The 20152-nt window shown below is 72.0% G+C and carries 17 protein-coding genes and 1 pseudogene; 3 read left to right on the top strand and 15 right to left on the bottom strand.

Going from position 1 to position 20152, the window contains the following annotated elements; all coding sequences use genetic code 11:
* Window positions 1-55: 55 nt before the first annotated feature.
* The 6 genes from ACFZCP_RS32550 to bldG all read right to left on the bottom strand — a co-directional run bounded on the left by ACFZCP_RS32550 (window position 56) and on the right by bldG (window position 6924).
* Window positions 56-253, bottom strand: coding sequence for a hypothetical protein (locus ACFZCP_RS32550; protein ID WP_362692824.1), 198 nt, complete (start codon window positions 251-253; stop codon window positions 56-58).
* A gap of 280 nt (window positions 254-533) precedes the next feature.
* Complete coding sequence (locus ACFZCP_RS32545; protein ID WP_391434253.1) at window positions 534-2054, bottom strand: methyltransferase; 1521 nt, start codon at window positions 2052-2054, stop codon at window positions 534-536.
* 369 nt (window positions 2055-2423) lie between these two features.
* A complete protein-coding gene (locus ACFZCP_RS32540) occupies window positions 2424-3023 on the bottom strand; it encodes a small secreted protein (RefSeq protein ID WP_391434250.1) in 600 nt (199 codons plus the stop codon).
* Window positions 3024-3245: 222 nt separating this feature from the next.
* A complete protein-coding gene (locus ACFZCP_RS32535; RefSeq protein ID WP_391434248.1) occupies window positions 3246-5651 on the bottom strand; it encodes a sodium-translocating pyrophosphatase in 2406 nt (801 codons plus the stop codon).
* A 338-nt stretch (window positions 5652-5989) separates the two neighbouring features.
* On the bottom strand, window positions 5990-6427 hold the full coding sequence (locus tag ACFZCP_RS32530; RefSeq protein WP_361119539.1) for an ATP-binding protein: 438 nt from the start codon (window positions 6425-6427) through the stop codon (window positions 5990-5992).
* A gap of 155 nt (window positions 6428-6582) precedes the next feature.
* Entirely contained in the window at window positions 6583-6924 is a 342-nt protein-coding gene (gene bldG / locus ACFZCP_RS32525; protein ID WP_361119537.1) for an anti-sigma factor antagonist BldG, read from the bottom strand.
* Between the two features lie 83 nt (window positions 6925-7007).
* On the opposite strand from bldG, the gene ACFZCP_RS32520 reads away from it, so the two are divergent.
* Window positions 7008-9479, top strand: coding sequence for a DEAD/DEAH box helicase (locus ACFZCP_RS32520; protein WP_391434241.1), 2472 nt, complete (start codon window positions 7008-7010; stop codon window positions 9477-9479).
* 397 nt (window positions 9480-9876) lie between these two features.
* On the opposite strand, the gene ACFZCP_RS32515 is transcribed toward ACFZCP_RS32520, so the two are convergent.
* From ACFZCP_RS32515 to ssd, 7 genes and pseudogenes are all read right to left on the bottom strand, one after another.
* Window positions 9877-10368: an Rv3654c family TadE-like protein gene (locus tag ACFZCP_RS32515; protein WP_391434237.1), complete on the bottom strand. Its 492-nt coding sequence runs from the start codon at window positions 10366-10368 to the stop codon at window positions 9877-9879.
* A 197-nt stretch (window positions 10369-10565) separates the two neighbouring features.
* Window positions 10566-10925 (bottom strand): annotated as a pseudogene (locus ACFZCP_RS32510) (TadE family type IV pilus minor pilin); the annotation flags it as partial.
* Window positions 10912-11112: a DUF4244 domain-containing protein gene (locus ACFZCP_RS32505; RefSeq protein ID WP_362692844.1), complete on the bottom strand. Its 201-nt coding sequence runs from the start codon at window positions 11110-11112 to the stop codon at window positions 10912-10914. The pseudogene ACFZCP_RS32510 and the gene ACFZCP_RS32505, both read right to left, overlap by 14 nt.
* A 60-nt stretch (window positions 11113-11172) precedes the next feature.
* Window positions 11173-11958, bottom strand: coding sequence for a type II secretion system F family protein (locus ACFZCP_RS32500; RefSeq protein WP_391434233.1), 786 nt, complete (start codon window positions 11956-11958; stop codon window positions 11173-11175).
* The gene (locus ACFZCP_RS32495) at window positions 11955-12803 is read right to left on the bottom strand and encodes a type II secretion system F family protein (protein ID WP_391434545.1); all 849 of its coding nucleotides are present in this window, start codon (window positions 12801-12803) and stop codon (window positions 11955-11957) included. Before ACFZCP_RS32495 ends, ACFZCP_RS32500 begins: the two co-directional genes overlap by 4 nt.
* Before the next feature lie 17 nt (window positions 12804-12820).
* Entirely contained in the window at window positions 12821-14053 is a 1233-nt protein-coding gene (locus ACFZCP_RS32490; RefSeq protein WP_391434230.1) for a TadA family conjugal transfer-associated ATPase, read from the bottom strand.
* Complete coding sequence (gene ssd / locus ACFZCP_RS32485) at window positions 14050-15156, bottom strand: septum site-determining protein Ssd (RefSeq protein ID WP_391434227.1); 1107 nt, start codon at window positions 15154-15156, stop codon at window positions 14050-14052. The genes ACFZCP_RS32490 and ssd overlap by 4 nt, the downstream gene beginning before the upstream one ends.
* A gap of 570 nt (window positions 15157-15726) precedes the next feature.
* On the opposite strand from ssd, the gene ACFZCP_RS32480 reads away from it, so the two are divergent.
* Window positions 15727-16572 carry an HAD-IB family hydrolase gene (locus ACFZCP_RS32480; protein ID WP_391434224.1) on the top strand — a complete coding sequence of 282 codons (846 nt, stop codon included), beginning with the start codon at window positions 15727-15729 and terminating at the stop codon, window positions 16570-16572.
* Window positions 16573-16901: 329 nt separating this feature from the next.
* Here ACFZCP_RS32480 and ACFZCP_RS32475 read toward each other — a convergent pair whose 3' ends face one another.
* Window positions 16902-17726: an oxidoreductase gene (locus tag ACFZCP_RS32475; RefSeq protein WP_391434221.1), complete on the bottom strand. Its 825-nt coding sequence runs from the start codon at window positions 17724-17726 to the stop codon at window positions 16902-16904.
* 145 nt (window positions 17727-17871) lie between these two features.
* On the opposite strand from ACFZCP_RS32475, the gene ACFZCP_RS32470 reads away from it, so the two are divergent.
* On the top strand, window positions 17872-18852 hold the full coding sequence (locus ACFZCP_RS32470; RefSeq protein WP_391434218.1) for an ATP-binding protein: 981 nt from the start codon (window positions 17872-17874) through the stop codon (window positions 18850-18852).
* Between the two features lie 3 nt (window positions 18853-18855).
* On the opposite strand, the gene ACFZCP_RS32465 is transcribed toward ACFZCP_RS32470, so the two are convergent.
* Complete coding sequence (locus ACFZCP_RS32465) at window positions 18856-20127, bottom strand: hypothetical protein (protein ID WP_391434215.1); 1272 nt, start codon at window positions 20125-20127, stop codon at window positions 18856-18858.
* Window positions 20128-20152: the final 25 nt, after the last annotated feature.

Here is a 20152-nt window from a genome sequence, read left to right as displayed (position 1 = left end):
CCCCTGTCCGGAGCGTAATGCTCCAGTTACCCGTACGACGGTACGGCCGCCGATGTCAGAGGCGGGTGAGGCAGTACGCGCCGAGGCCCAGCGAGATGATCGCGACGGTGCCGGCGAGGGTGGCCGATGCGACCTGGTTCACACCCTGGGCGACCGGTTCGCCTCGTCGCACCCGGGTACCGGTCCACGCCAGCAGGGCGCCTCCGAACAGGGCGAACACCATTCCCGCGAAGATCGCCGGCCCACTCTCCATGACCCCGCCCGCCCCTTTCGCACCGTCCGTCCGAACCCAGCGCGGGGAGGGTGGCACGCGCGGGAGACGGACGGGCGACATCGGGGTGAACGGAAGGCCTACGCGATACCGAACGGACACTCGATCGAGATCCCCGGGGACCGGCGCCCGTATCTTTCCGGCCGTTTTCCCGGCACCGGCGCGCCCCCGCTCGTGCCACCTGACATACGTACGCGGGCGATCCCGACGCAGGCACTGCGGGCCGGCCGGGGTACGGGGCTGGGCCGGCCCCGTACCGCGCTCAGACCACCGGCTCCAGGAAGCCCTGCTCCACCAGCAGCCGGATCTGCGCGGGCGTACGGTCGCGCAGCAACACCGGGTCCTCGCCGACGAGTTGGGCGATGGCGTCCAGGATGCGGCCGGCCGTCAGCGAGCCGTCGCACACGCCGGCGAAGCCCGCACCGACGGTGTCCACCTTCGTGGCGCGGCGCATCCCGCGGTGCTGGCGCAGCACCACGTGCTCCGGGTCCTCGGCCCCGGGCAGCCCAACCTGCTCCTGGACCACCTCGGCGGTCAGCCTGAAGTGGGCTTCGAGCAGGGCCGCGTCGTCGTGCTCCCGGAGGTAGTCCAGGCGGTCGAAGTGCGCCCGGATCGCCTCCCCGAGCGGCTGTTCGACCGGGTGCGGCCACTCCTCCACGACGACCGAGGGCTCGGCGGCCTCCGTCCGGCGCAGGGTGATCCACCCGAAGCCGACGGCCTTCACCTTGCGCGCCTCGAACTCGTCGAGCCAGGCGTCGTAACGCGCCTGGTACTCCGCCGGGTCGCCGCGGTGGTCACCGGCGTCCCTGAGCCACAGCTCGGCGTACTGCGTGACGTCCTGCACCTCGCGCTGCACGATCCAGGCGTCGCACCCGCGCGGCACCCACGACCTGAGCCTGTCCTGCCAGTCCTCCCCCGCGACGTGCTGCCAGTTGGCGAGGAACTGCGCGAACCCACCCTCGTTCAGCCGTTCCCCCGCCTGCTGAACGAGCGAGCGGCACAGATCGTCCCCGCCCATGCCGCCGTCCCGGTACGTCAGCCGGGCGCCCGGCGAGATCACGAACGGCGGGTTGGACACGATCAGGTCGAACGTCTCGTCGTCCCGGACCGGCTCGAACAGCGAGCCCTCGCGCAGATCGGCGGCCGGCGCGCCGGAGAGCGCCAGTGTGAGCGCGGTGATGTGCAGCGCACGCGGGTTGAGATCGGTCGCCGTGACGCGTGTGGCGTGCTGGGAGGCGTGCAGGGCCTGGATGCCGGAGCCGGTACCGAGGTCGAGCGCGGAGGCGACGGGGGTGCGGACGGTGATGCCGGCCAAGGTCGTGGAGGCGCCGCCGACGCCCAGGACGACGCGCTCGTCCCGCTGTCCGATGCCGCCCGCCCCGCCGACCGCGCACCCGAGGTCGGACACGATGAACCAGTCCTCGCCGCCGGGGCCGCCGTAGGGCCGTACGTCCACGGTCGCGGCCACCTCGTCGCCGCCCACGCGCGCGAGCCACCCGCCCTCCAGGGCCTCCTCGACCGGCAGAACGGCCCCCACGCGCGCGTGGGGCACCGGCTGCTGGAGCAGGAACAGCCGCACGAGCGTCTCCAGCGGCGTGTCGCCGCGGGTCGCCCTGAGGGCGGGCACGGTCTCACTGCGGGCCAGGGCCGCATAGGCGGGGGCGCCGAGCAGATCGAGCAGCCCGTCCGCGGTGAAGGAGGCGGCGAGCAGGGCGTCGCGCAGACGTGCGGCGATGTCGGGCCGGTCGGTGGCGGGCAGGGGGGCGAGGCCGGTGTCAGTCACGCCCCCATTGTGGCCTGCGTCGGCCGCCCGGGGCTGCCCGAACGCGTGCCGACGAACGATGCCGGCCGACCACCTGCGCCGGCGGGGGCCGATGCCGGTCGACCCGCCTGAGCCGGCCGGTGCCGTCGCCTGCAGACCTCCGCCGTCAGACCCGCCGCCGGGTGTCAACCGGCCGTCCGCGTCAGCCCGCCGTCGGTGTCGACAGGCCGTTCACGTCAGGCCCGCCGCCGGTGTCGACCGGCCGCCGGCATCAGTCGGCTGCAGACGTGGGTCGGCTGCGGACGTCAACCGACCGCCGGCATCAACCGACCGCCGGCATCAACCGACCGCCGGCATCAGTCGGCTGTTGGTGCCGGCCCGCCGTCGGTGTCAGCCCGCCGTCGTCGAAGCCGTTGCGGACGCTGCCACCTGGCAGCTGGGCTGCTTCGCGATCGCTGCCTTGACGTCGCCCTGCTCCAGCCGCTTCAGCGCCTCGGTGCCGCTGTTGCTCTGCTGGCCGATCTCCTTCGTCTGGTCGGCCACGTCGTGCAGACCCTTGGCGAACTTGCCCTGGTCCTTGGTGTCGAGCCCGTCGACCTTCTTCTTCAGGTCGGCGTAGGAGGAGGCGAGGCCGTTGATGTTCTTGGAGGCGTCCTGCTGCCGCTTGGCGCCGTCGGAGATCCCGGGGGGCGCCCCGGCGCTGCTGATGGCGGCGGCGATCGCCTTGTAGCCGTCGGACATGTCCTGGAAGGCCTGCGAGTACGTTTCCTTGGCCGTCTTGGGCGGCAGGTTGCTGTCCGTGGCGATCTTGGCGATCGACGCGTTCGCCGCCCTGATCTTCGAGTCCTGCGCGGGCACCGCGTCACACACCGTCTTGGCCCAGGCCACGAGCTTGGGGTCGGGCCCGCTGTCCTTCTTGCTGCTGCATCCCGACAGCGCCACCACCAGTACCGCACCGCCGGACAGTGCGGCCGCGAGCTTCATGTTCACCGGATTGGTCCCTTCCATCGCTCTCGGCCCCCGGAATCTACACGGCGGACCGGGGTTCTCCACATGCCGGACGCCCTGATAGTCGGGTTTTGTGACTCTTTGCCCTGTGGGGCCGGGAGAGAGAAGGCTCACGACGTGGGCGAGCCCACACACGGAGGCGGGCGGGCGGCACGTCAGTACGTGCCACCCGCCCGCCCGTTGAGCAGGACCCGCCAAGGCGGGCTACGAAACCACCGCCGGATCGGGCGAGTTGGCCACCCGCTCGGCGCTCTCCTCGTCACCGACCGCGATGCCGCGCCGCTTGGAGACGTACACGGAGACGACGATCACCAGGAGCGCGAAGATCGCGACCGCGATCCGTACACCGATGTTCTTGTCGGCGCCGTAGGAGAACTTGATCACTGCGGGCGCGATGAGCAGCGAGACCAGGTTCATGACCTTCAGCAGTGGGTTGATCGCCGGTCCTGCGGTGTCCTTGAAGGGGTCGCCGACCGTGTCGCCGATCACCGTGGCCGCGTGCGCCTCGCTGCCCTTGCCGCCGTGATGACCGTCCTCCACCAGCTTCTTGGCGTTGTCCCAGGCACCGCCGGAGTTGGCGAGGAACACCGCCATCAGCGTGCCGGCGCCGATGGCGCCCGCAAGGTAGGAGCCGAGCGCGCCGACACCGAGCGTGAACCCGACGAAGATCGGCGCCATGACGGCGAGCAGACCGGGCGTGGCCAGCTCCCGCAGGGCGTCCTTCGTGCAGATGTCGACGACCCGCCCGTACTCGGGCTTCTCGGTGTAGTCCATGATCCCGGGGTGCTCGCGGAACTGCCGCCGCACCTCGTAGACCACCGAACCGGCCGAGCGCGACACGGCGTTGATGGCGAGTCCGGAGAAGAGGAAGACGACCGCGGCACCCGCGATGAGGCCGACGAGGTTGTTGGGCTGCGAGATGTCCAGCGAGAGACTCAGCGGTGCGCCGGGGCCGGTCAGCTTCGCCCCCACGTCCTGCACGTTGGTGGTGATCGCGTCCCGGTACGACCCGAAGAGCGCCGACGCCGCGAGGACGGCGGTGGCGATCGCGATGCCCTTGGTGATGGCCTTGGTGGTGTTGCCGACCGCATCCAGGTTGGTGAGCACCTGTGCGCCCGCCCCCTCGACGTCGCCGGACATCTCGGCGATGCCCTGCGCGTTGTCGGAGACCGGCCCGAAGGTGTCCATGGCGACGATCACGCCGACCGTGGTGAGCAGGCCGGTGCCGGCCAGGGCGACCGCGAACAGCGCCAGCATGATCGACGTCCCGCCGAGCAGGAACGCCCCGTACACGCCGAGCCCGATGAGCAGCGCGGTGTAGACGGCCGATTCCAGACCCAGCGAGATGCCGGAGAGGATCACGGTGGCCGGGCCCGTGAGGGAGGTCTTGCCGATGTCCCTGACCGGGCGGCGGTTGGTCTCGGTGAAGTAGCCGGTCAGCTGCTGGATCACGGCGGCGAGCAGGATGCCGATGGCCACCGCGACCAGCGCGAGGATCCGCGGGTCGCCGGCCTTGCCCCGGATCGCCGCGTCACCGACCCCCTCGAGGGCGGAGTACTTCGAGGGCAGGTACACGAAGACCGCGACCGCGACCAGTGCGAGGGAGATCACCGCGGAGATGAAGAAGCCGCGGTTGATCGCGGTCATGCCGCTGCGGTCGGTGCGCCGTGGGGCGACCGCGAAGATTCCGATCATGGCCGTGATCACGCCGATCGCGGGCACGAGCAGCGGGAAGGCGAGCCCGGAGTCCCCGAACGCGACCTTGCCGAGGATCAGCGCGGCCACCAGGGTCACGGCGTACGACTCGAACAGGTCGGCCGCCATGCCCGCGCAGTCGCCGACGTTGTCGCCCACGTTGTCGGCGATGGTCGCGGCATTGCGCGGGTCGTCCTCCGGAATGCCCTGCTCGACCTTTCCGACCAGGTCGGCGCCGACGTCGGCGGCCTTGGTGAAGATGCCGCCGCCGACACGCATGAACATCGCGATCAGGGCGGCCCCGAGGCCGAAGCCTTCGAGCACCTTGGGTGCGTCGGCCGCGTACACCAGCACCACACAGGAGGCGCCCAGCAGGCCGAGCCCCACCGTGAACATGCCGACTACGCCGCCCGTGCGAAATGCGATCTTCATCGCGGTGTGCGAGACGGTGGTGAGATCCTTTTCGGGTTCGCCCTCGGCCGGGGTCGCTTCCCGGGCCGCCGCGGCGACGCGCACATTGCTGCGCACGGCCAGCCACATGCCGATATAGCCGGTGGCCGCCGAGAACAACGCGCCGATCAGGAAGAACACCGATCGTCCGGCGCGCTGATTCCAGTCGTCCGCGGGCAGCAACAGGAGCAGGAAGAACACGACGACGGCGAATACGCCGAGCGTGCGCAACTGCCGGGCGAGGTAGGCCTTGGCGCCTTCCTGGACCGCCTCGGCGATCCGCTTCATACCTTCGGTGCCCTCGCCCGCCGCCAGCACCTGGCGCACCAGGACGCCCGCGACCGCGAGCGCGGCCAGGGCGACGGCCGCGATCACCGCCACGATGATCCGGTTGTCGTCGGTCAGGACTGCGGCTGCGAAGGTTGTGGGGTGGCCAAACTGATGAGGGGTAGAAAGCCCCGCCATTCGTCCTCCTTGGCGCTTGGGCTGAGCTCAAGATGTGGACGGATTGTAGGTACCCGACGGTGATCTAAACAGGGCGCGGTAAGCGGAATTGGCCTTCTCGTGCTCTTCAGCAAATGATCGAGGTCATGCCAGGTGGCCCGAAAGTAGTAATGCCTCAAAGGCATTGACGACCACATTGATGCTTGATCAAATTATCGGGATATTGATCGTGAATTCATTCACGAATTCCCGGGCCGCTCGGAACGAGGCCGGAACAACACGAAGGGCCCTGCTCAGCAGGGCCCTTGCGACGTACTGTGCACGGTGCCTCAGCGCCGTGCGCGCGGATCAGAGCCGCATCACAGGAGAGCGGCGGCCGGCGGGGCGGCCGGCCAGGTCATGCGGATCAGCCCGCCGTTCTCCCCCGTGGAGACCTCCACGTCGTCCACGAGGCCGCTGATGACCGCGAGGCCCATCTCGTCCTCCTCGGCCTCCACGTCCGCGTCGGCGGCGGCACCCCCGGCCACCCGCGCGGCGGGCGCCGCGTGCGGGGCCTCGTCGCCGACCTCGATGGAGAACTGTTTCTCCTCCTCGATCAGCGCGACCCTCACGGGCGCCGTGATGTCATTGATCTGGTGCAGCCCGACGGCACGCGAGCAGGCCTCGCCCACGGCGAGCCGGACCTCGTCCAGGACGGCCTCGTCCACTCCGGCCCTGCGCGCCACCGCTGCCGCCACCAGCCGGGCGGTCCGGACGTGCTCGGGCAGCGCGCTGAAGCGAAGTTCGACGGTGGCCATGCATCCCCCTCGCAACTACGGGCGTGCGGTGCGGGAGCGGGGCCGCCGGCCCGCACCCCCCTGAGAACTTCTGTGCCCCGGGCACACTGGCCCGGGGCGGGGCCCACCTGTGTCCGGACCGGCCAGCGGCCCGGACCCGGCTTGGCGGCCCTGGGTCAGTCGGTGGCCGCCACCGCTTCATCGACCGAGGCGTGGATCGGGAACACCTTGGTGAGACCGGTGATGCGGAAGATCTTCAGAATGCGCTCCTGGTTGCAGACCAGGCGCAGCGAGCCCTCATGGGCACGCACCCGCTTCAGGCCGCCGACCAGCACGCCGAGCCCGGTGGAGTCGAGGAAATCCACGCCCTCCATGTCCACGACGAGGTGGAAATTCCCGTCGTTCACCAGCTCGACCAGCTGCTCGCGCAGCTTGGGCGCGGTGTATACATCGATTTCGCCACCGACCTCGACGACCGTACGATCGCCGACGGTACGGGTCGACAGGGACAGGTCCACGGATCCTCCAGCACCTTGCTATCGAGCGGTCGTCCCTCGGGACACCTCGGCTTGCGGCCCCCGAGAACGCATCGCCAGCCGCGATGGCATTCAATCACTTACTGGCAGGCGTGCACGACGCCTTGGCCCCATTGTCCGTCACTCCAGTGACAGACTCGGTGCCGATGGCCAAGAATCACCGATCCGATCAACCCCTGGCGGACCCGGCGTCCCGCCCGTCTCCGGGCATCGTCCTGGACCGGCTCGCCTCGGGACCGAGCCGCTCCGCGCGCATCACTCATACGGAGCACTTGCCCCCGCGCGCGGGTCGGCATGCCGTCTGGCCTGATCGAATTCGCCCGGAGGTGATCGCGGCCGTCCGGGCGGGCGGCATCGAGCACCCCTGGGCCCATCAGGCGCTGGCCGCGGAGCACGCCCTGGACGGCGACTCGGTGGTCGTCGCCACCGGCACCGCCTCCGGAAAGTCCCTGGCCTACCTCGTGCCGGTCCTGTCGGCCCTCCTGGACGGCGCGCAGGCCCCGAACGGCCGCGGAGCCACGGCGCTGTACCTCGCCCCCACCAAGGCGCTTGCGGCGGACCAGTGCCGGTCGGTGAAGGAACTTTCACAGCCACTGGGCCACTCGGTGCGCCCGGCCGTGTACGACGGCGACACGCCGTTCGAGGAACGCGAGTGGATCCGCCAGTACGGCAACTACGTCCTCACCAACCCCGACATGCTGCACCGGGGCATATTGCCCTCCCACCCCCGCTGGTCCTCCTTCCTGAAGTCGCTCCGGTACGTCGTCATCGACGAGTGCCACACCTACCGGGGCGTCTTCGGCTCGCACGTCGCCCAGGTGCTGCGCCGGCTGCGGCGCCTGTGCGCCCGCTACGGTGCGTCGCCCGTGTTCCTGCTGGCCTCCGCCACGGCCGCCGAGCCCGCCCTCGCCGCCCGCCGGCTGACCGGCCTGCCGGTGATCGAGGTCGCCGATGACGCCTCACCATGCGGGGAACTCGTCTTCGCCCTGTGGGAGCCCCCGCTCACCGAGCTGCACGGCGAGAAGGGCGCACCCGTACGGCGTACCGCCACCGCCGAGACGGCCGACCTGCTGACCGACCTCACCCTGCAGGGCGTCCGCTCCGTCGCCTTCGTACGCTCCCGGCGCGGCGCCGAGCTGATCTCGGTGATCGCCCAGGAACGGCTGGCCGAGGTGGACCGCTCCCTGGTCCGGCGGGTCGCCGCCTACCGCGGCGGCTACCTCCCCGAGGAACGCCGCGCCCTGGAACGCGCGCTGCACTCCGGCGAGCTGCTCGGCCTGGCCGCCACGACCGCCCTGGAGCTGGGCGTGGACGTCTCGGGCCTGGACGCGGTGGTGATCGCCGGCTACCCGGGCACCCGCGCGTCCCTGTGGCAGCAGGCCGGCCGCGCGGGCCGCTCCGGACAGGGCGCCCTCGCGGTGCTGGTGGCCCGCGACGACCCGCTGGACACCTACCTCGTCCATCATCCCGAGGCCCTGTTCGACCAACCGGTGGAATCCACGGTCCTCGACCCCGACAATCCCTACGTCCTGGCCCCGCATCTGTGCGCCGCCGCCGCGGAGATCCCGCTGACCGACGAGGACCTCGCCCTCTTCGGACCCGCCTGCGAGGAGCTGCTGCCGCAGCTGGAGGCCGCGAAGCTGCTGCGCCGCCGGACGAAGGCCTGGCACTGGACGCGCCGGGAGCGGGCCGCCGACCTGGCCGACATCCGGGGCACGGGCGGGCAGCCCGTACAGGTCGTCGAGGAGGGCACGGGCCGTCTGCTGGGCACCGTCGACGCGGCCGCCGCACACTCCACGGTGCACGAGGGCGCGGTCCACCTGCACCAGGGCCGCACCTACCTGGTGCGTTCCCTCGAACTGGAGGCGTCGGTCGCCCTGGTCGAGCAGGCCGACCCGCCGTACTCGACGGTTGCCCGGGACACCACGTCCATCTCGGTCCTGGAGACGGACGTCGAGGTGCCCTGGGGCTCCGGCCGCCTGTGCTACGGCTCCGTCGAAGTCACCAACCAGGTGGTCTCCTTCCTCCGCAGACGCCTGATCACGGGCGAAGTGCTGGGCGAGACGAAACTCGATCTCCCTCCTCGTACGCTGCGCACGCGTGCGGTGTGGTGGACGGTCACCGAGGACCAGCTGGACGAGGCCCGGATCGTCCCGGAGATCCTCGGCGGCTCCCTGCACGCCGCCGAGCACGCCTCGATCGGCATGCTGCCCCTCTTCGCGACCTGCGACCGCTGGGACATCGGAGGCGTCTCGGTCCCCCTCCACCCCGACACCCTCCTGCCGACGGTCTTCGTCTACGACGGCCACCCGGGCGGAGCAGGCTTCGCCGAGCGCGCCTTCCACACCGCCCGCGCCTGGCTCACCGCCACCCGGGAGGCCATCGCCTCCTGCGAGTGCGAGGCCGGGTGCCCGTCCTGCATCCAGTCCCCCAAGTGCGGCAACGGCAACGACCCGCTGCACAAGAGGGGGGCGGTACGTCTCCTCACGGTGCTGTTGCGGGGGGCGCCGGAGGAGAGGCCGGACGAGACGCTCTAGGAGGCGCGGGAGGAGCCGGGGACCCTGGACGCCCTGTTCGCCCCGGAGGAGCCGGAGGAGCCGGAGGAGCCGGAGGAGCAGCGAGAGGTTGGCTGAGATTGGCTGAGAGTGGCGGGGTCCAGGGTGCGTCCGATGCGGCGTCCAGGGCGGCGTCCAGGGCGGGCGCCTGCCTCGGACCGGTGGACGGTACCGGTCTCATTTCCACCGCTTCCGCAGCCACCGATCCCGCCGACACCGCCGCTCCCATCGGCCTGCCTCCCCTCAGCCTGTCGCCCATCGGATCCACCCCTGTCGGCCCCTCGGCCCAGCTCCCATCAGCCCGTCTCCCATAGGCTCCGCCCCTGTCGGCCCGTCTCCCATAGGCTCCGCCCCTGTCGGCCCGCCTCCCCTCGGCCCGTCAACCATCGGGTCGGATCCTGCCGGCCCGCCTCCCATCGGCACCGGTCCCGACAGCCCTGCCGCTGACAGCCCCGGCACTCTCGGGGGGCACCACCCCCGGCGGCTCCGCTCCGGCCTGCACCGGCTGCGTCGGCAACGCTCCCGCCGGTCCCGCTCTGGCCCTCACCTCCGCAGCGAACGGCCCCCGTCCCGACGCCGCCGTCACGTCCGAGATCTCGCCCACGATCGCGCACCGCATCAGCCGTGTCCCCTGAGCCACCGCGATCTGCCGGGCCCGGGCACAGGCCCGATCGCCGCCCTCGGCCCAGTGGTCCGCAGCCGCGAGCGCCGCCAGATCCGCGGCGCCGGCCGCCCTGTGCCGCACGACAACGGCCTGCCCGAGGGCGAGGACGGCGCCAAACACCGCGCACAGCACGGCGATCGCCCCGAGGCTCCAGATCGTGGCGGACCCGCGATCCGCGCCCCCACGCTCACGCAGGCAGCGCTTCATGGCCCCACCTCCGCCGCTCGTGCCGCCGTCCCACGGCCGGTGCCCGCAGTTCCCGCGGCTCCGGAGCCAGCCCGTTCGGCCGGATCCTTCGCCGTGCCCGAGCGGGATCCCACGCCCTGCTCCGCCGCCGTACCTGAGCCGGACCCCACGCCCCGCACCGCCGCCGAACCCGAGCCAGAGCCGGTGCCGGTGCCGGAGCCGGAGCCCACGGTCTCCTCCGCCGCCGCCACGGCCTCCTCCCGGAGTTCGAACGGCAACCCTGTCAGGACCGGCGGTCTGGCGACCACCGTGACCCGGATCCGGTCGCCCTCGCGTCCGACGGTCACCCGTGCTCCGCGCGGGGCCGCCTCCCGGGTCACCCGCATCACCGCGCCGGGCGGGTCCTGCCGGGCGGCGGCCCGGGCGCCCGTGCGGGCGGCGTCCACGCACTGGATCTGGGCGGCCACCACGAGCAGCCCCCAGACCAGCGCCATGGTGAACGCCACCAGCACGGACAGCACGACGGCCGCCTCCGCGGTCACGAACCCCCGGTCCGCCCCTCGCTCACATCCGCGCACTGAGGGCCCGCTTCACGATGGACTGCAGCTCCGCCTTGACCTGGCCGCTGGTGACGACCTCGTACAACAGCAACGCGAAGCCGACCGCCGCGACGATCCCCATCGCGTACTCGGAGGTCACCATCCCCGCGTCCCGGCGGCACCGCCTCCGCAACCGCGTCCACAGCTCTTCTGTCTTCTCTCGCATCTCGAACTCCTTTCGTTCCAGCCCTGTTGTCCTCACCACGTGCCTCCTCGCCCTCCGCCGTCAGCCCCCACCTCCTCCCACCACGCCGCCCGCCAGTCCGATCACCACGGGCAGCACACCGATCGCGATGAACGCGGGCAGGAAACACAGCCCCACCGGTGCGGAGATCAGCACGGCCGCCCGGCGCGCCCGGCTCGTGGCGGCGCGTGACCACTCCGCCCGCGCGTCCGAGGCGAGGCGGGCGACGGGACCGGATGCGGGCAGTCCGGACTCGTCGGCCCGTTCCAGCAGCCGTGCCAGGGCACCGGCGCCGGGCAGCGCGGCCAACCCCCGCCAGGCACTGGCCGGTTCGCCGCCGAGCCGTACCTCCGCCGCGCCCCGCGCCAGCGCGTCCCCCGCGGGGCCGCCCAGGGCTTCCCCCACCGCCTGCGCGGCGATCACCGGACCGGCACCGGCCGCGATGCAGGCGGCCAGCAGATCGGCCGCGAGCGGGAGCTGTCGGGCGGCGAGCACCATGTCGGCCTCCTGAGCCGGATGCGCCCGCGCCTGCCGGTGCCGCCACCGCCACAGCCCTGCGCCGACAGCAAGTCCCACGGCGGCACCGGCGACCCCGCCGACCAGCACCCACGCACCGCACACCGCCCCGGCCACGGGCAGCCACCGCCGCGCCACCCGCCCGATCTCCCAGCGCGGGCCCGGGCGGGCCGTCTGCGCGGCCAGCAACTGCGCCGCCCTGCGCCGCGCCCGGCGCCTTTGCCGGACCGCCTCCAGCGACCACACCGCCCAGATCAGGGCGAGCGCCGCGGCCACGGCCGTCCCCAGCCTGTGGACGACTTCCCCGCTCATACCGCCTCGGCTCCCCGTACGATCCGGGCCGCCCACCACATCCCGGCGCCCTCGAACAGCGCTCCGGCCGCCAGGCAGCCCAGTCCGGCCCCGCTGTGCAGCAGCACGCGCAGCGGGTCGGCTCCCATGGCCGAGCCGAGGAGCAGCCCGAGCGCGGGGAGTGCGGCCAGGAGCAGTGCTGTCGCCCGGGCACCCGCCAACTGGGCACGCAGGTCGGCACGCTGGTCCCGCTCGGCACGCAGGGCGCCCTCCAGCCGGTCGAGGCCGGCCGCGAGTCCGGCGCCCTGGTCGACGGCCACCCGCCAGCAGGCGGCGAGGCCCAGCAGGCCTTCGGCACCCGGCTGCCGGGCCGCGACCGCCAGTGCGCCGGGCACGTCTCCGCCGAACCGCGCCGCCGCGATCACGGCCGCCTGCGCCTCCCCCAGCCCGTCGCAGTCCCGCGCGGCCCGCAGCAGCGCCTCACCCGGCTGCCGTCCCGCACGCACCTCGCAGGCGAGCGCCGCGCACAGGCCGATCACCGCGTCCGCGCGGCGTTCCCGGGCCCGCCCGGCCCCGCGGGCCAGCCGCATCCGGCGCAGCACCGGCACCCCGGCCGCCCCCGCGACGGCCGGAATCACGGAGGCGCCCAGCAGCGCGAGCAGCAGTCCGGCCGCGAGCGACCACCATTCGGCACCCAACCTGCCCCGCAGCCGCCGCAGTTCCTGCGTCGCCCGTTCCCAGGAGGGCGGAGCGGACGTCACCGCTCCGCCGCCCGAGAACAGCAGCCGGGCCCGCCGCGCGCCGTAGTGGTGTCCGCCCAGCAGCCAGGCCGCGGCCCCGACGCAGGCCGCCGCGCTCATCGACATCCCGGTGCTCACGTCCGTCACCGCTCTCGCTCCTGTCGTGTCCCGTGTCGTTCCTGCCGGTCGCCGCTTCCGCTCCCGAACTCGCCGCGCAGCAGGTCCCGCAGCCGCTCCCAGCCGCGCTCCCGGGTGAAGGCGGACGCGCCCCAGCGCAGTGCCGGTACCGTCCGCACCAGCCCCGAGCCGTCCCGTTCCAGCACGTGCACCTCGGCGATCCGGCGCCGCCCGGACCGGTCCCGTACGAGGTGGAGCACCACCGACAGCGCGGCCGCCAGCTGGCTGTGCAGCGCGGCCCGGTCGAGCCCGGCGGCCGTCCCGAGGGCCTCCAGCCGGGCCGGCACGTCCGCGGCCGCGTTGGCGTGCACGGTGCCGCAGCCGCCTTCGTGGCCGGTGTTGAGCGCGGCCAGCAGATGCACCACCTCGGGGCCGCGCACCTCGCCGACGACCAGCCGGTCGGGCCGCATCCGCAACGCCTGCCGGACGAGGTCCTCCAGGGTCACCAGGCCGGCCCCCTCCTGATTGGCGGGCCGGGTCTCCAGCCGTACGACGTGCGGGTGTTCCGGCCTCAGCTCCGCCGAGTCCTCGGCGAGCACGATCCGTTCGCCGGGTCCGACCAGGCCGAGCAGGGCGCTCAGCAGGGTCGTCTTGCCTGTGCCGGTACCGCCGCTGACGAGGAAGGACAGCCGGGCCTCCAGCAGTGCCCGCAGGATCCGGTCCCCACCGGGCGGCACGGTGCCCGCCTCGACGAGTTCCCCGAGGGTGAACGCCCGGGGCCGTACCACCCTCAGGGACAGGCACGTGCAGCCGACGGCGACCGGGGGCAGCACCGCGTGCAGGCGGGTCCCGTCGGGCAGGCGGGCATCGGCCCAGGGCCGTGCGTCGTCCAGCCGGCGTCCGGCCACGGCGGCCAGCCGCTGCGCGAGGCGCCGTACGGCTGCCGCGTCGCGAAAGGCCACCCGGGTCAGTTCGAGGCCACCGCCGCGGTCCACCCACACCCGGTCCGGGGCGGACACGAGGACGTCGGTGACGCCCGGGTCGGCGAGCAGCGGCTCCAGCGGGCCGCTGCCGACGAGTTCCGAGCGCAGGTGCTCGGCCGTACCGAGGACTTCGGCATCGCCCAGGACCCGGCCCTGTTCCCGCAGGGCCTGGGCCACGCGCGCGGGGGTGGGTTCGGCGCCGCTCTCGGCCAGCCACCGGCGGACTCCGTCGAGCAGGGCCGCGCCGTCGGCCCGGTCGAGTCCGGGGAGCGTCATCGTGTGCCTCCCGCCTCGACCAGGGCCTGCTCCCAGAAGGCGGTGCAGAAGCGGGACAGGGGGCTGCGTCCGCTCGCGCCGGGCGGTTCGGGGGCCGGGTGCGGGCGCAGCAGCGCCGGCTCGACGGGCACCTCACCGGCCAGGGGAAGGCCGAGCAGCCGGGCCACCTCACGGTCGTCGAGTCCGGGGGCGTAGGGCCCGCGGACCGCCACGCGCAGGTCCCGGACGACCATGCCGACGGCGGACGCCACCCGGCCGGCCGCCGCCACGGCGCGCAGTTCGGCCGGGACGACGAGCACCGCAAGGTCGAGCTGGGCGAGGGCCTCGGCGACCCCGTCGTCCAGGCGGCGCGGGAGGTCGACGACGACCGTGCCGCCGCGCCGCCGGGCGGCGGCGAGGACCGCGCGTACGGCCTGGGGCGGAATGCCGACGCAGTCTCCGCGATCCCAGCTGAGCACCCGCAGGGCGTGCAGTTCGGGCAGCGACTCCTCCAGGGCACCGCCGCCGACCCGGCCGCGCGAGGCGGCGAAGGCGGGCCAGCGCAGCCCCTCGGCCGTTTCGCCGCCGAGGAGTACGTCGAGTCCGCCGCCGAGCGGATCGGCGTCCACCAGGAGGGTGCGCAGCCCCTCGCGTGCGGAGGTGACGGCCAGCGCGCAGGCGAGCGTGGACGCACCGGCCCCGCCGCGGCCGCCGATGATCCCGACGGTGAGGGCCGGGCGGCCGACGCCCTCGGCCACGTCGGCGATCCGGTCGACCAGCCACTGCTCGCCGTCGGGCAGCATCAGGACGTGGTCGGCGCCGATCTGGACGGCCCTTTTCCACACCCCGGAGTCGTCCTGGTCGCGGCCGATCAGCACCACTCCGCGTCGGCGGGCGGCCGAGCGCACCCGGCGGGCGGCGTCGTCGCCGACGAGGACGAGCGGGGCCGTTTCCCAGCCACCGCCGTGGTCGGGTACGCCGTGGTGGACCTCGGGCGTGGCGCCTGCGGCCGCGCACAGGCGCAGCAGATCGTCGAGGAGTTCTGTGTCCTCGGTGACGATGAGCGGCTGTCCCGGCCGGTCTCCGGCGGTGGGTGACGGGTCGTGGGTGACGGTTCCGGCCACGTGTGATCCCCCCTTGGCTGCGGCTTCCGCGCAGCCCCTGCGGCCACGCGATTCCCAACGATGTGGAGAACCGGCAACCGGTCTCCATATGAGCGGCCGATAGGAACCGGCCATACGCGCCCCGGCAATCGGAACCGGCCATGAACTCGCCGCGGTCGGGGCGCGTTGGAATCACGGTGCAACGAACCCGGAAATCGTGTGGATCTTGGTCGAAAACCGTGGACAACTCAGTGGTTGTGAATATCGCCGTCACTCATACCGGTGACCTCTGGACCGATCCCTGCACGACTTCCACAGAGCAATCTTGTGATTACCCTGAGTAAGTAATCATGGACATGGCGAAGCAGTGTCCGAGCTGCCGCACGGCAGCCTCACGGCCAGGGAGAAAGGAGCGAAAACCCATCCGGACATGCGACGACCCCCGCCGGGGGGGAGAGCGGGGGTCGTCCCCACGGCCGACTCGGGGGGGGAGGAGTCGGACCGGGTTAGCACGGTCGCGAACGATCCGTGACTTCCATGGTGTACCCGAGAGCCCTCTCAGGCAAACCCACACGCCCCACCTTACGCCGAATGGTGGGCGCATATGCTCAGGGCGTGGAAAACCACTCCTTGCCCCGCGCAGCAGCCTTCTTTGACCTGGACAAGACGGTCATTGCGAAGTCGAGCACGCTCACCTTCAGCAAGTCCTTCTACCAGGGTGGACTGATCAACCGCAGGGCCGCACTGCGTACCGCATATGCCCAGTTCGTGTTCCTGGTCGGCGGCCTCGACCACGACCAGATGGAGCGCATGCGCGAGTACCTGTCCGCGCTGTGCCGCGGCTGGAACGTCCAGCAGGTCAAGGAGATCGTCGCCGAGACCCTGCACGACCTGATCGACCCGATCATCTACGACGAGGCCGCCTCCCTCATCGAGGAGCACCACACGGCCGGACGCGACGTCGTGATCGTGTCCACCTCGGGGGCCGAGGTGGTCGAGCCGATCGGCGAGCTGCTCGGCGCCGACCGGGTGGTGGCCACGCGCATGGTCGTCGGCGAGGACGGGTGCTTCACCGGAGAGGTGGAGTACTACGCCTACGGCCCGACGAAGGCCGAGGCGATCAGGGACCTGGCCGCGACCGAGGGGTACGACCTCGAACGCTGCTACGCCTACAGCGACTCCGCGACCGACCTGCCGATGCTCCGGGCGGTCGGGCATCCGCACGCCGTGAACCCGGACCGCGCGCTGCGCCGCGAAGCGCTCGCGCACGGGTGGCCGGTTCTGGAGTTCCGCCGGCCGGTCCGCCTCAAGCAGCGGCTGCCCACCTTCTCCGTGCCGCCCCGCCCGGCGCTCGTCGCGGCGGCGGCCATAGGAGCGGCGGCCGCCACCGCGGGTCTGGTCTGGTACGCGAGCCGGCGCCGCAGCATCGCGTCCTGACCGGTTCACCCCTGTTTGAACCCGAAAGTAAAGAAGTGCAGGCAAGGGTTCCGCTTGCACATTGTTTGCAGTACAAAGGACTTAACGGCCCGCGAGACCAGAGGACATCCGAGAGGATCCCCTACCACTACGCACTTGGCCCACGGACCTTGCATGAACATCGGGCACCCACGCGACGTCGACCCGTCGATTACGGGCCAGCCGCACCAGGTGACGGGCAAAGTCCCCGGCCTGATGGGCAACATATCGAGGACGCTTGGTAACCGGGTGAACATGCCAGCGGCGGTACGAGGACTCGTACCGCCGCAACCCGTGTCCGGGGGTTTTTCTCAGGCCGCTCCGCGCTGCAGCGCCTCGCACACCGCGGTGGACTCGCGCACACCCAGCTCGACCGCCCTGCCGCAGTGGGCGATCCAGGCCGCCATGCCCTCCGGAGTGCCGGAGACGTACCCGTCGAGCGCGGCGAGGTAGGAGGCGCGGCCCAGTTCGGCATGACCCACCTCGGCCGGGCAGACGGCCTTGGGGTCGAGACCGCTGCCGATCAGGACGATCCGCTCGGCCGCGCGCGCGACCAGGCCGTTGCGGGAGGTGAAGGGGCGCAGCGCGAGCAGCTCGCCGTGCACGACGGCGGCCGTCACCAGCGCGGGCGCGGACGTGCCCGCGCCGATCAGGTCCGCCAGGCCCTCCAGCCGGCCTGACACCTCCTGGGCGTCCGGCAGCGGCAGTTCGACCAGCGGCTCGTCGACCGGCTCGCCCGCCTGGCGCGGCCGGCCGACCTCGGCGTCGTCGTCCGCGGCGGCCACCAGGTGCAGCCGGGCGAGCACCCTGAGGGGCGACTGGCGCCAGATGGACAGCAACTGCCCCGCCTCGGCCGTCAGCCTGAGCGCCGCACCCATGACACGCGCCTCGGCGTCGGCGCTGAAGTCGGTGCGCCGCCGCACCTCCTCCAGGGCCCAGTCGGCACCGGACAGCGCCGCCGAACCACGGGCGCCGCGCAGCGCCGCCTCGGAGGTGATCTCGTTGCTGCGGCGCCGCATGACCCGGTGCCCGTAGACCCGGTCCACGGCCTTGCGCACGGACTCCACGGACTCGGCCACACCGGGCAGCGAGCCCAGAGCCGCCAGCGGATCGGCGGTCGCACCTGTCGTACTCATGAGTACGACACTACGCGCCCGCCCTCCGCCCGGCCTCGCCCCCGGTGGGCTTCGCGCGCCCTGCGATCGGCCTCGCCCCTCGAAGGAGTGGTCTTCTCCCCTCCGACTGACACATACAGCTATCGCCTGACTACCCTTGGTGAACATGAAAATTGCTTTCGTCGGGAAGGGCGGCAGCGGCAAGACCACGCTCTCCTCCCTCTTCATCCGCCACCTCGTGGCCGCCGGCCGGCCGGTGGTCGCCATCGACGCGGACATCAACCAACACCTCGGCCCGGCGCTCGGCCTGGAGGAGACGGAGGCAGCCGCCCTGCCCGCCCTGGGCGAGCGTCTGTCGCTGATCAAGGACTACCTGCGCGGCGCCAACCCGCGCATCGCCTCCGCCGCCACGATGATCAAGACGACCCCGCCCGGCGAGGGCTCGCGGCTGGTACGGGTGGGAGAGCCCAACCCGGTCTACGACGCCTGCGCGCGCCCCGTGGAACTCGACGGCGGTGCCGCGCGTTTGATGGTCACGGGCCCCTTCACGGACGCCGACCTGGGGGTCGCCTGCTACCACTCCAAGACGGGCGCGGTGGAACTGCTCCTGAACCACCTCGTCGACGGCCCCGACGAGTACGTCGTGGTCGACATGACGGCGGGTTCGGACTCCTTCGCCTCGGGCATGTTCACCCGCTTCGACATGACGTTCCTCGTCGCCGAGCCGACCCGGAAGGGGGTCTCCGTCTACCGCCAGTACAAGGACTACGCCCGGGACTTCGGCGTCACCCTGAAGGTCGTCGGGAACAAGGTCCAGGCTCAGGACGACATCGACTTCCTCCGCGCTGAGGCCGGTGACGACCTGCTGGTGACGGTCGGGCACTCGGACTGGGTGCGCGCGATGGAGAAGGGCCGCCCGCCGCGGTTCGACCTCCTGGAAGAGGCCAACGCCCGCGCTCTGCACACGATGCGGGCCGCCGCCGACGCGACGCACGGGCTGCGCGACTGGGCGCGCTACACGCGTCAGATGGTGCACTTCCATCTGAAGAACGCCGAGGCATGGGGCAACGAGCGCACCGGGGCCGACCTGGCGGCGCAGGTCGACCCCGACTTCGTGCTCAGCGAGAGCGTGGCAACTCCCGCCTGACGGTCACTGCTTGACGGCCGGCGCTCCGGGGACACCCTTCGGGGCCGGGGCCGGGCGGCCGGAGAGGAAGGACGCCCAGCCCTGCCGGGGCGCCTCGCCCACCTTCAGGGTGCGCAGCTTCGCCAGTGCCTGCGGGTCCTGCGCATCGAGCCAGTCGACGAGCTGGTGGAAGGAGACGCAGCGCACCTCGGGCTTGTTGCACACCTCCTTCACGACCTCGTCGACGGCGCGCATGTACGTGCCGCCGTTCCAGGACTCGAAGTGGTTGCCGATGATCAGGGGCGCGCGGTTGCCGTCGTAGGCCCGGTAGAAGCCCTTGATCAGGCCGTCGCGCATCTGGTCGCCCCAGTAGTCGAACTTGTCGGGGTCACCCTGGGTCTGGGTGCCGGACTGGTTGACCATGAAGTTGTAGTCCATGGTCAGCTGCTCATAGGTGTGACCCGGGAAGGGGACCAGTTGCATGGACACGTCCCACAGCCCCTCCCTCTTGTTGGGCCAGACCTGGTCGTCGACTCCGCTGGAGTCGTAGCGGAAGCCCAGCTGGCGGGCCGCCTTCCTGAAGTTCTTCTGCCCTTCCAGGCAGGGCGTGCGGGCGCCGATCAGCTCCTTTTCGTAGTCGAAGGGCAGCGGGGTCGCCTTCTTCATGCCGGTGTTCGTCTTCCAGGACTTCACGAACTCCTTGGCCTGGGCGATCTCGCTCTTCCACTCCTTGACCGACCACTCGCCGACCCCGCCGTCGGGGCCGCAGAAGTGGCCGTTGAAGTGGGTGCCGATCTCGTTTCCCTCCAGCCAGGCCAGCCGTACCTGCTTGAGGGTGTCGGCGATGCCCTGCTCGTCGTTGAAGCCGATCTCCGAGCTGCCCGGCGAGTGCTGGGGCGGATGGTAGAGGTCACGTTTCTCCTCCGGCAGCAGGTACACACCGCTGAGGAAGTACGTCATCGTCGCCTTGTTCTCCTTGGCGACCTTGCGGAAGTGGGAGAACAGCTTCTGGCTGTCCTCGCCCGCGCCGTCCCAGGAGAACACCACGAACTGCGGTGGCTTCTGGCCGGACTTCAGCCGCTCGGGAACGGGCAGATGCGGCTGCGAGCCGGTGTACGCGGTGGACCCGTCGCCGATCAGCCGGAGCACGCTATTGGGTGCGGGCGCGGGCGCCCCCTTCTGCGGGCCGGAGGTTGCTTGTTTTGACCCGTTGGAGCCGGTCGCGCAACCGGCGAGTGACGCGGCACAGGCCGCGGCGACCATGGCGCCGGCGGCGATCCTCTGAGTGGCGGCCATGTTCCGCCCACCTTCTTCCTTCTCT

Source organism: Streptomyces sp. NPDC007971 (assembly GCF_042958635.1).
In the GTDB taxonomy this organism is placed as follows: Bacteria; Actinomycetota; Actinomycetes; order Streptomycetales; family Streptomycetaceae; genus Streptomyces.
Note: the sequence above shows the minus strand (reverse complement) of the source record. Positions and strands in the feature narration are given on the sequence as shown.

Coding starts and splice junctions, on each gene's coding strand:
- ACFZCP_RS32465 (WP_391434215.1), bottom strand. CDS start 20,127: ATGGCCGCCACTCAGAGGATCGCCGCCGGCGCCATGGTCGCCGCGGCC.
- ACFZCP_RS32550 (WP_362692824.1), bottom strand. CDS start 253: ATGGAGAGTGGGCCGGCGATCTTCGCGGGAATGGTGTTCGCCCTGTTC.
- ACFZCP_RS32470 (WP_391434218.1), top strand. CDS start 17,872: ATGAAAATTGCTTTCGTCGGGAAGGGCGGCAGCGGCAAGACCACGCTC.
- ACFZCP_RS32505 (WP_362692844.1), bottom strand. CDS start 11,112: ATGCGAGAGAAGACAGAAGAGCTGTGGACGCGGTTGCGGAGGCGGTGC.
- ACFZCP_RS32500 (WP_391434233.1), bottom strand. CDS start 11,958: ATGAGCGGGGAAGTCGTCCACAGGCTGGGGACGGCCGTGGCCGCGGCG.
- ACFZCP_RS32475 (WP_391434221.1), bottom strand. CDS start 17,726: ATGAGTACGACAGGTGCGACCGCCGATCCGCTGGCGGCTCTGGGCTCG.
- ACFZCP_RS32530 (WP_361119539.1), bottom strand. CDS start 6,427: ATGGCCACCGTCGAACTTCGCTTCAGCGCGCTGCCCGAGCACGTCCGG.
- ACFZCP_RS32495 (WP_391434545.1), bottom strand. CDS start 12,803: ATGTCGATGAGCGCGGCGGCCTGCGTCGGGGCCGCGGCCTGGCTGCTG.
- ACFZCP_RS32490 (WP_391434230.1), bottom strand. CDS start 14,053: ATGACGCTCCCCGGACTCGACCGGGCCGACGGCGCGGCCCTGCTCGAC.
- ACFZCP_RS32520 (WP_391434241.1), top strand. CDS start 7,008: ATGGCATTCAATCACTTACTGGCAGGCGTGCACGACGCCTTGGCCCCA.
- ACFZCP_RS32515 (WP_391434237.1), bottom strand. CDS start 10,368: ATGAAGCGCTGCCTGCGTGAGCGTGGGGGCGCGGATCGCGGGTCCGCC.
- ACFZCP_RS32535 (WP_391434248.1), bottom strand. CDS start 5,651: ATGGCGGGGCTTTCTACCCCTCATCAGTTTGGCCACCCCACAACCTTC.
- ACFZCP_RS32480 (WP_391434224.1), top strand. CDS start 15,727: ATGGTGGGCGCATATGCTCAGGGCGTGGAAAACCACTCCTTGCCCCGC.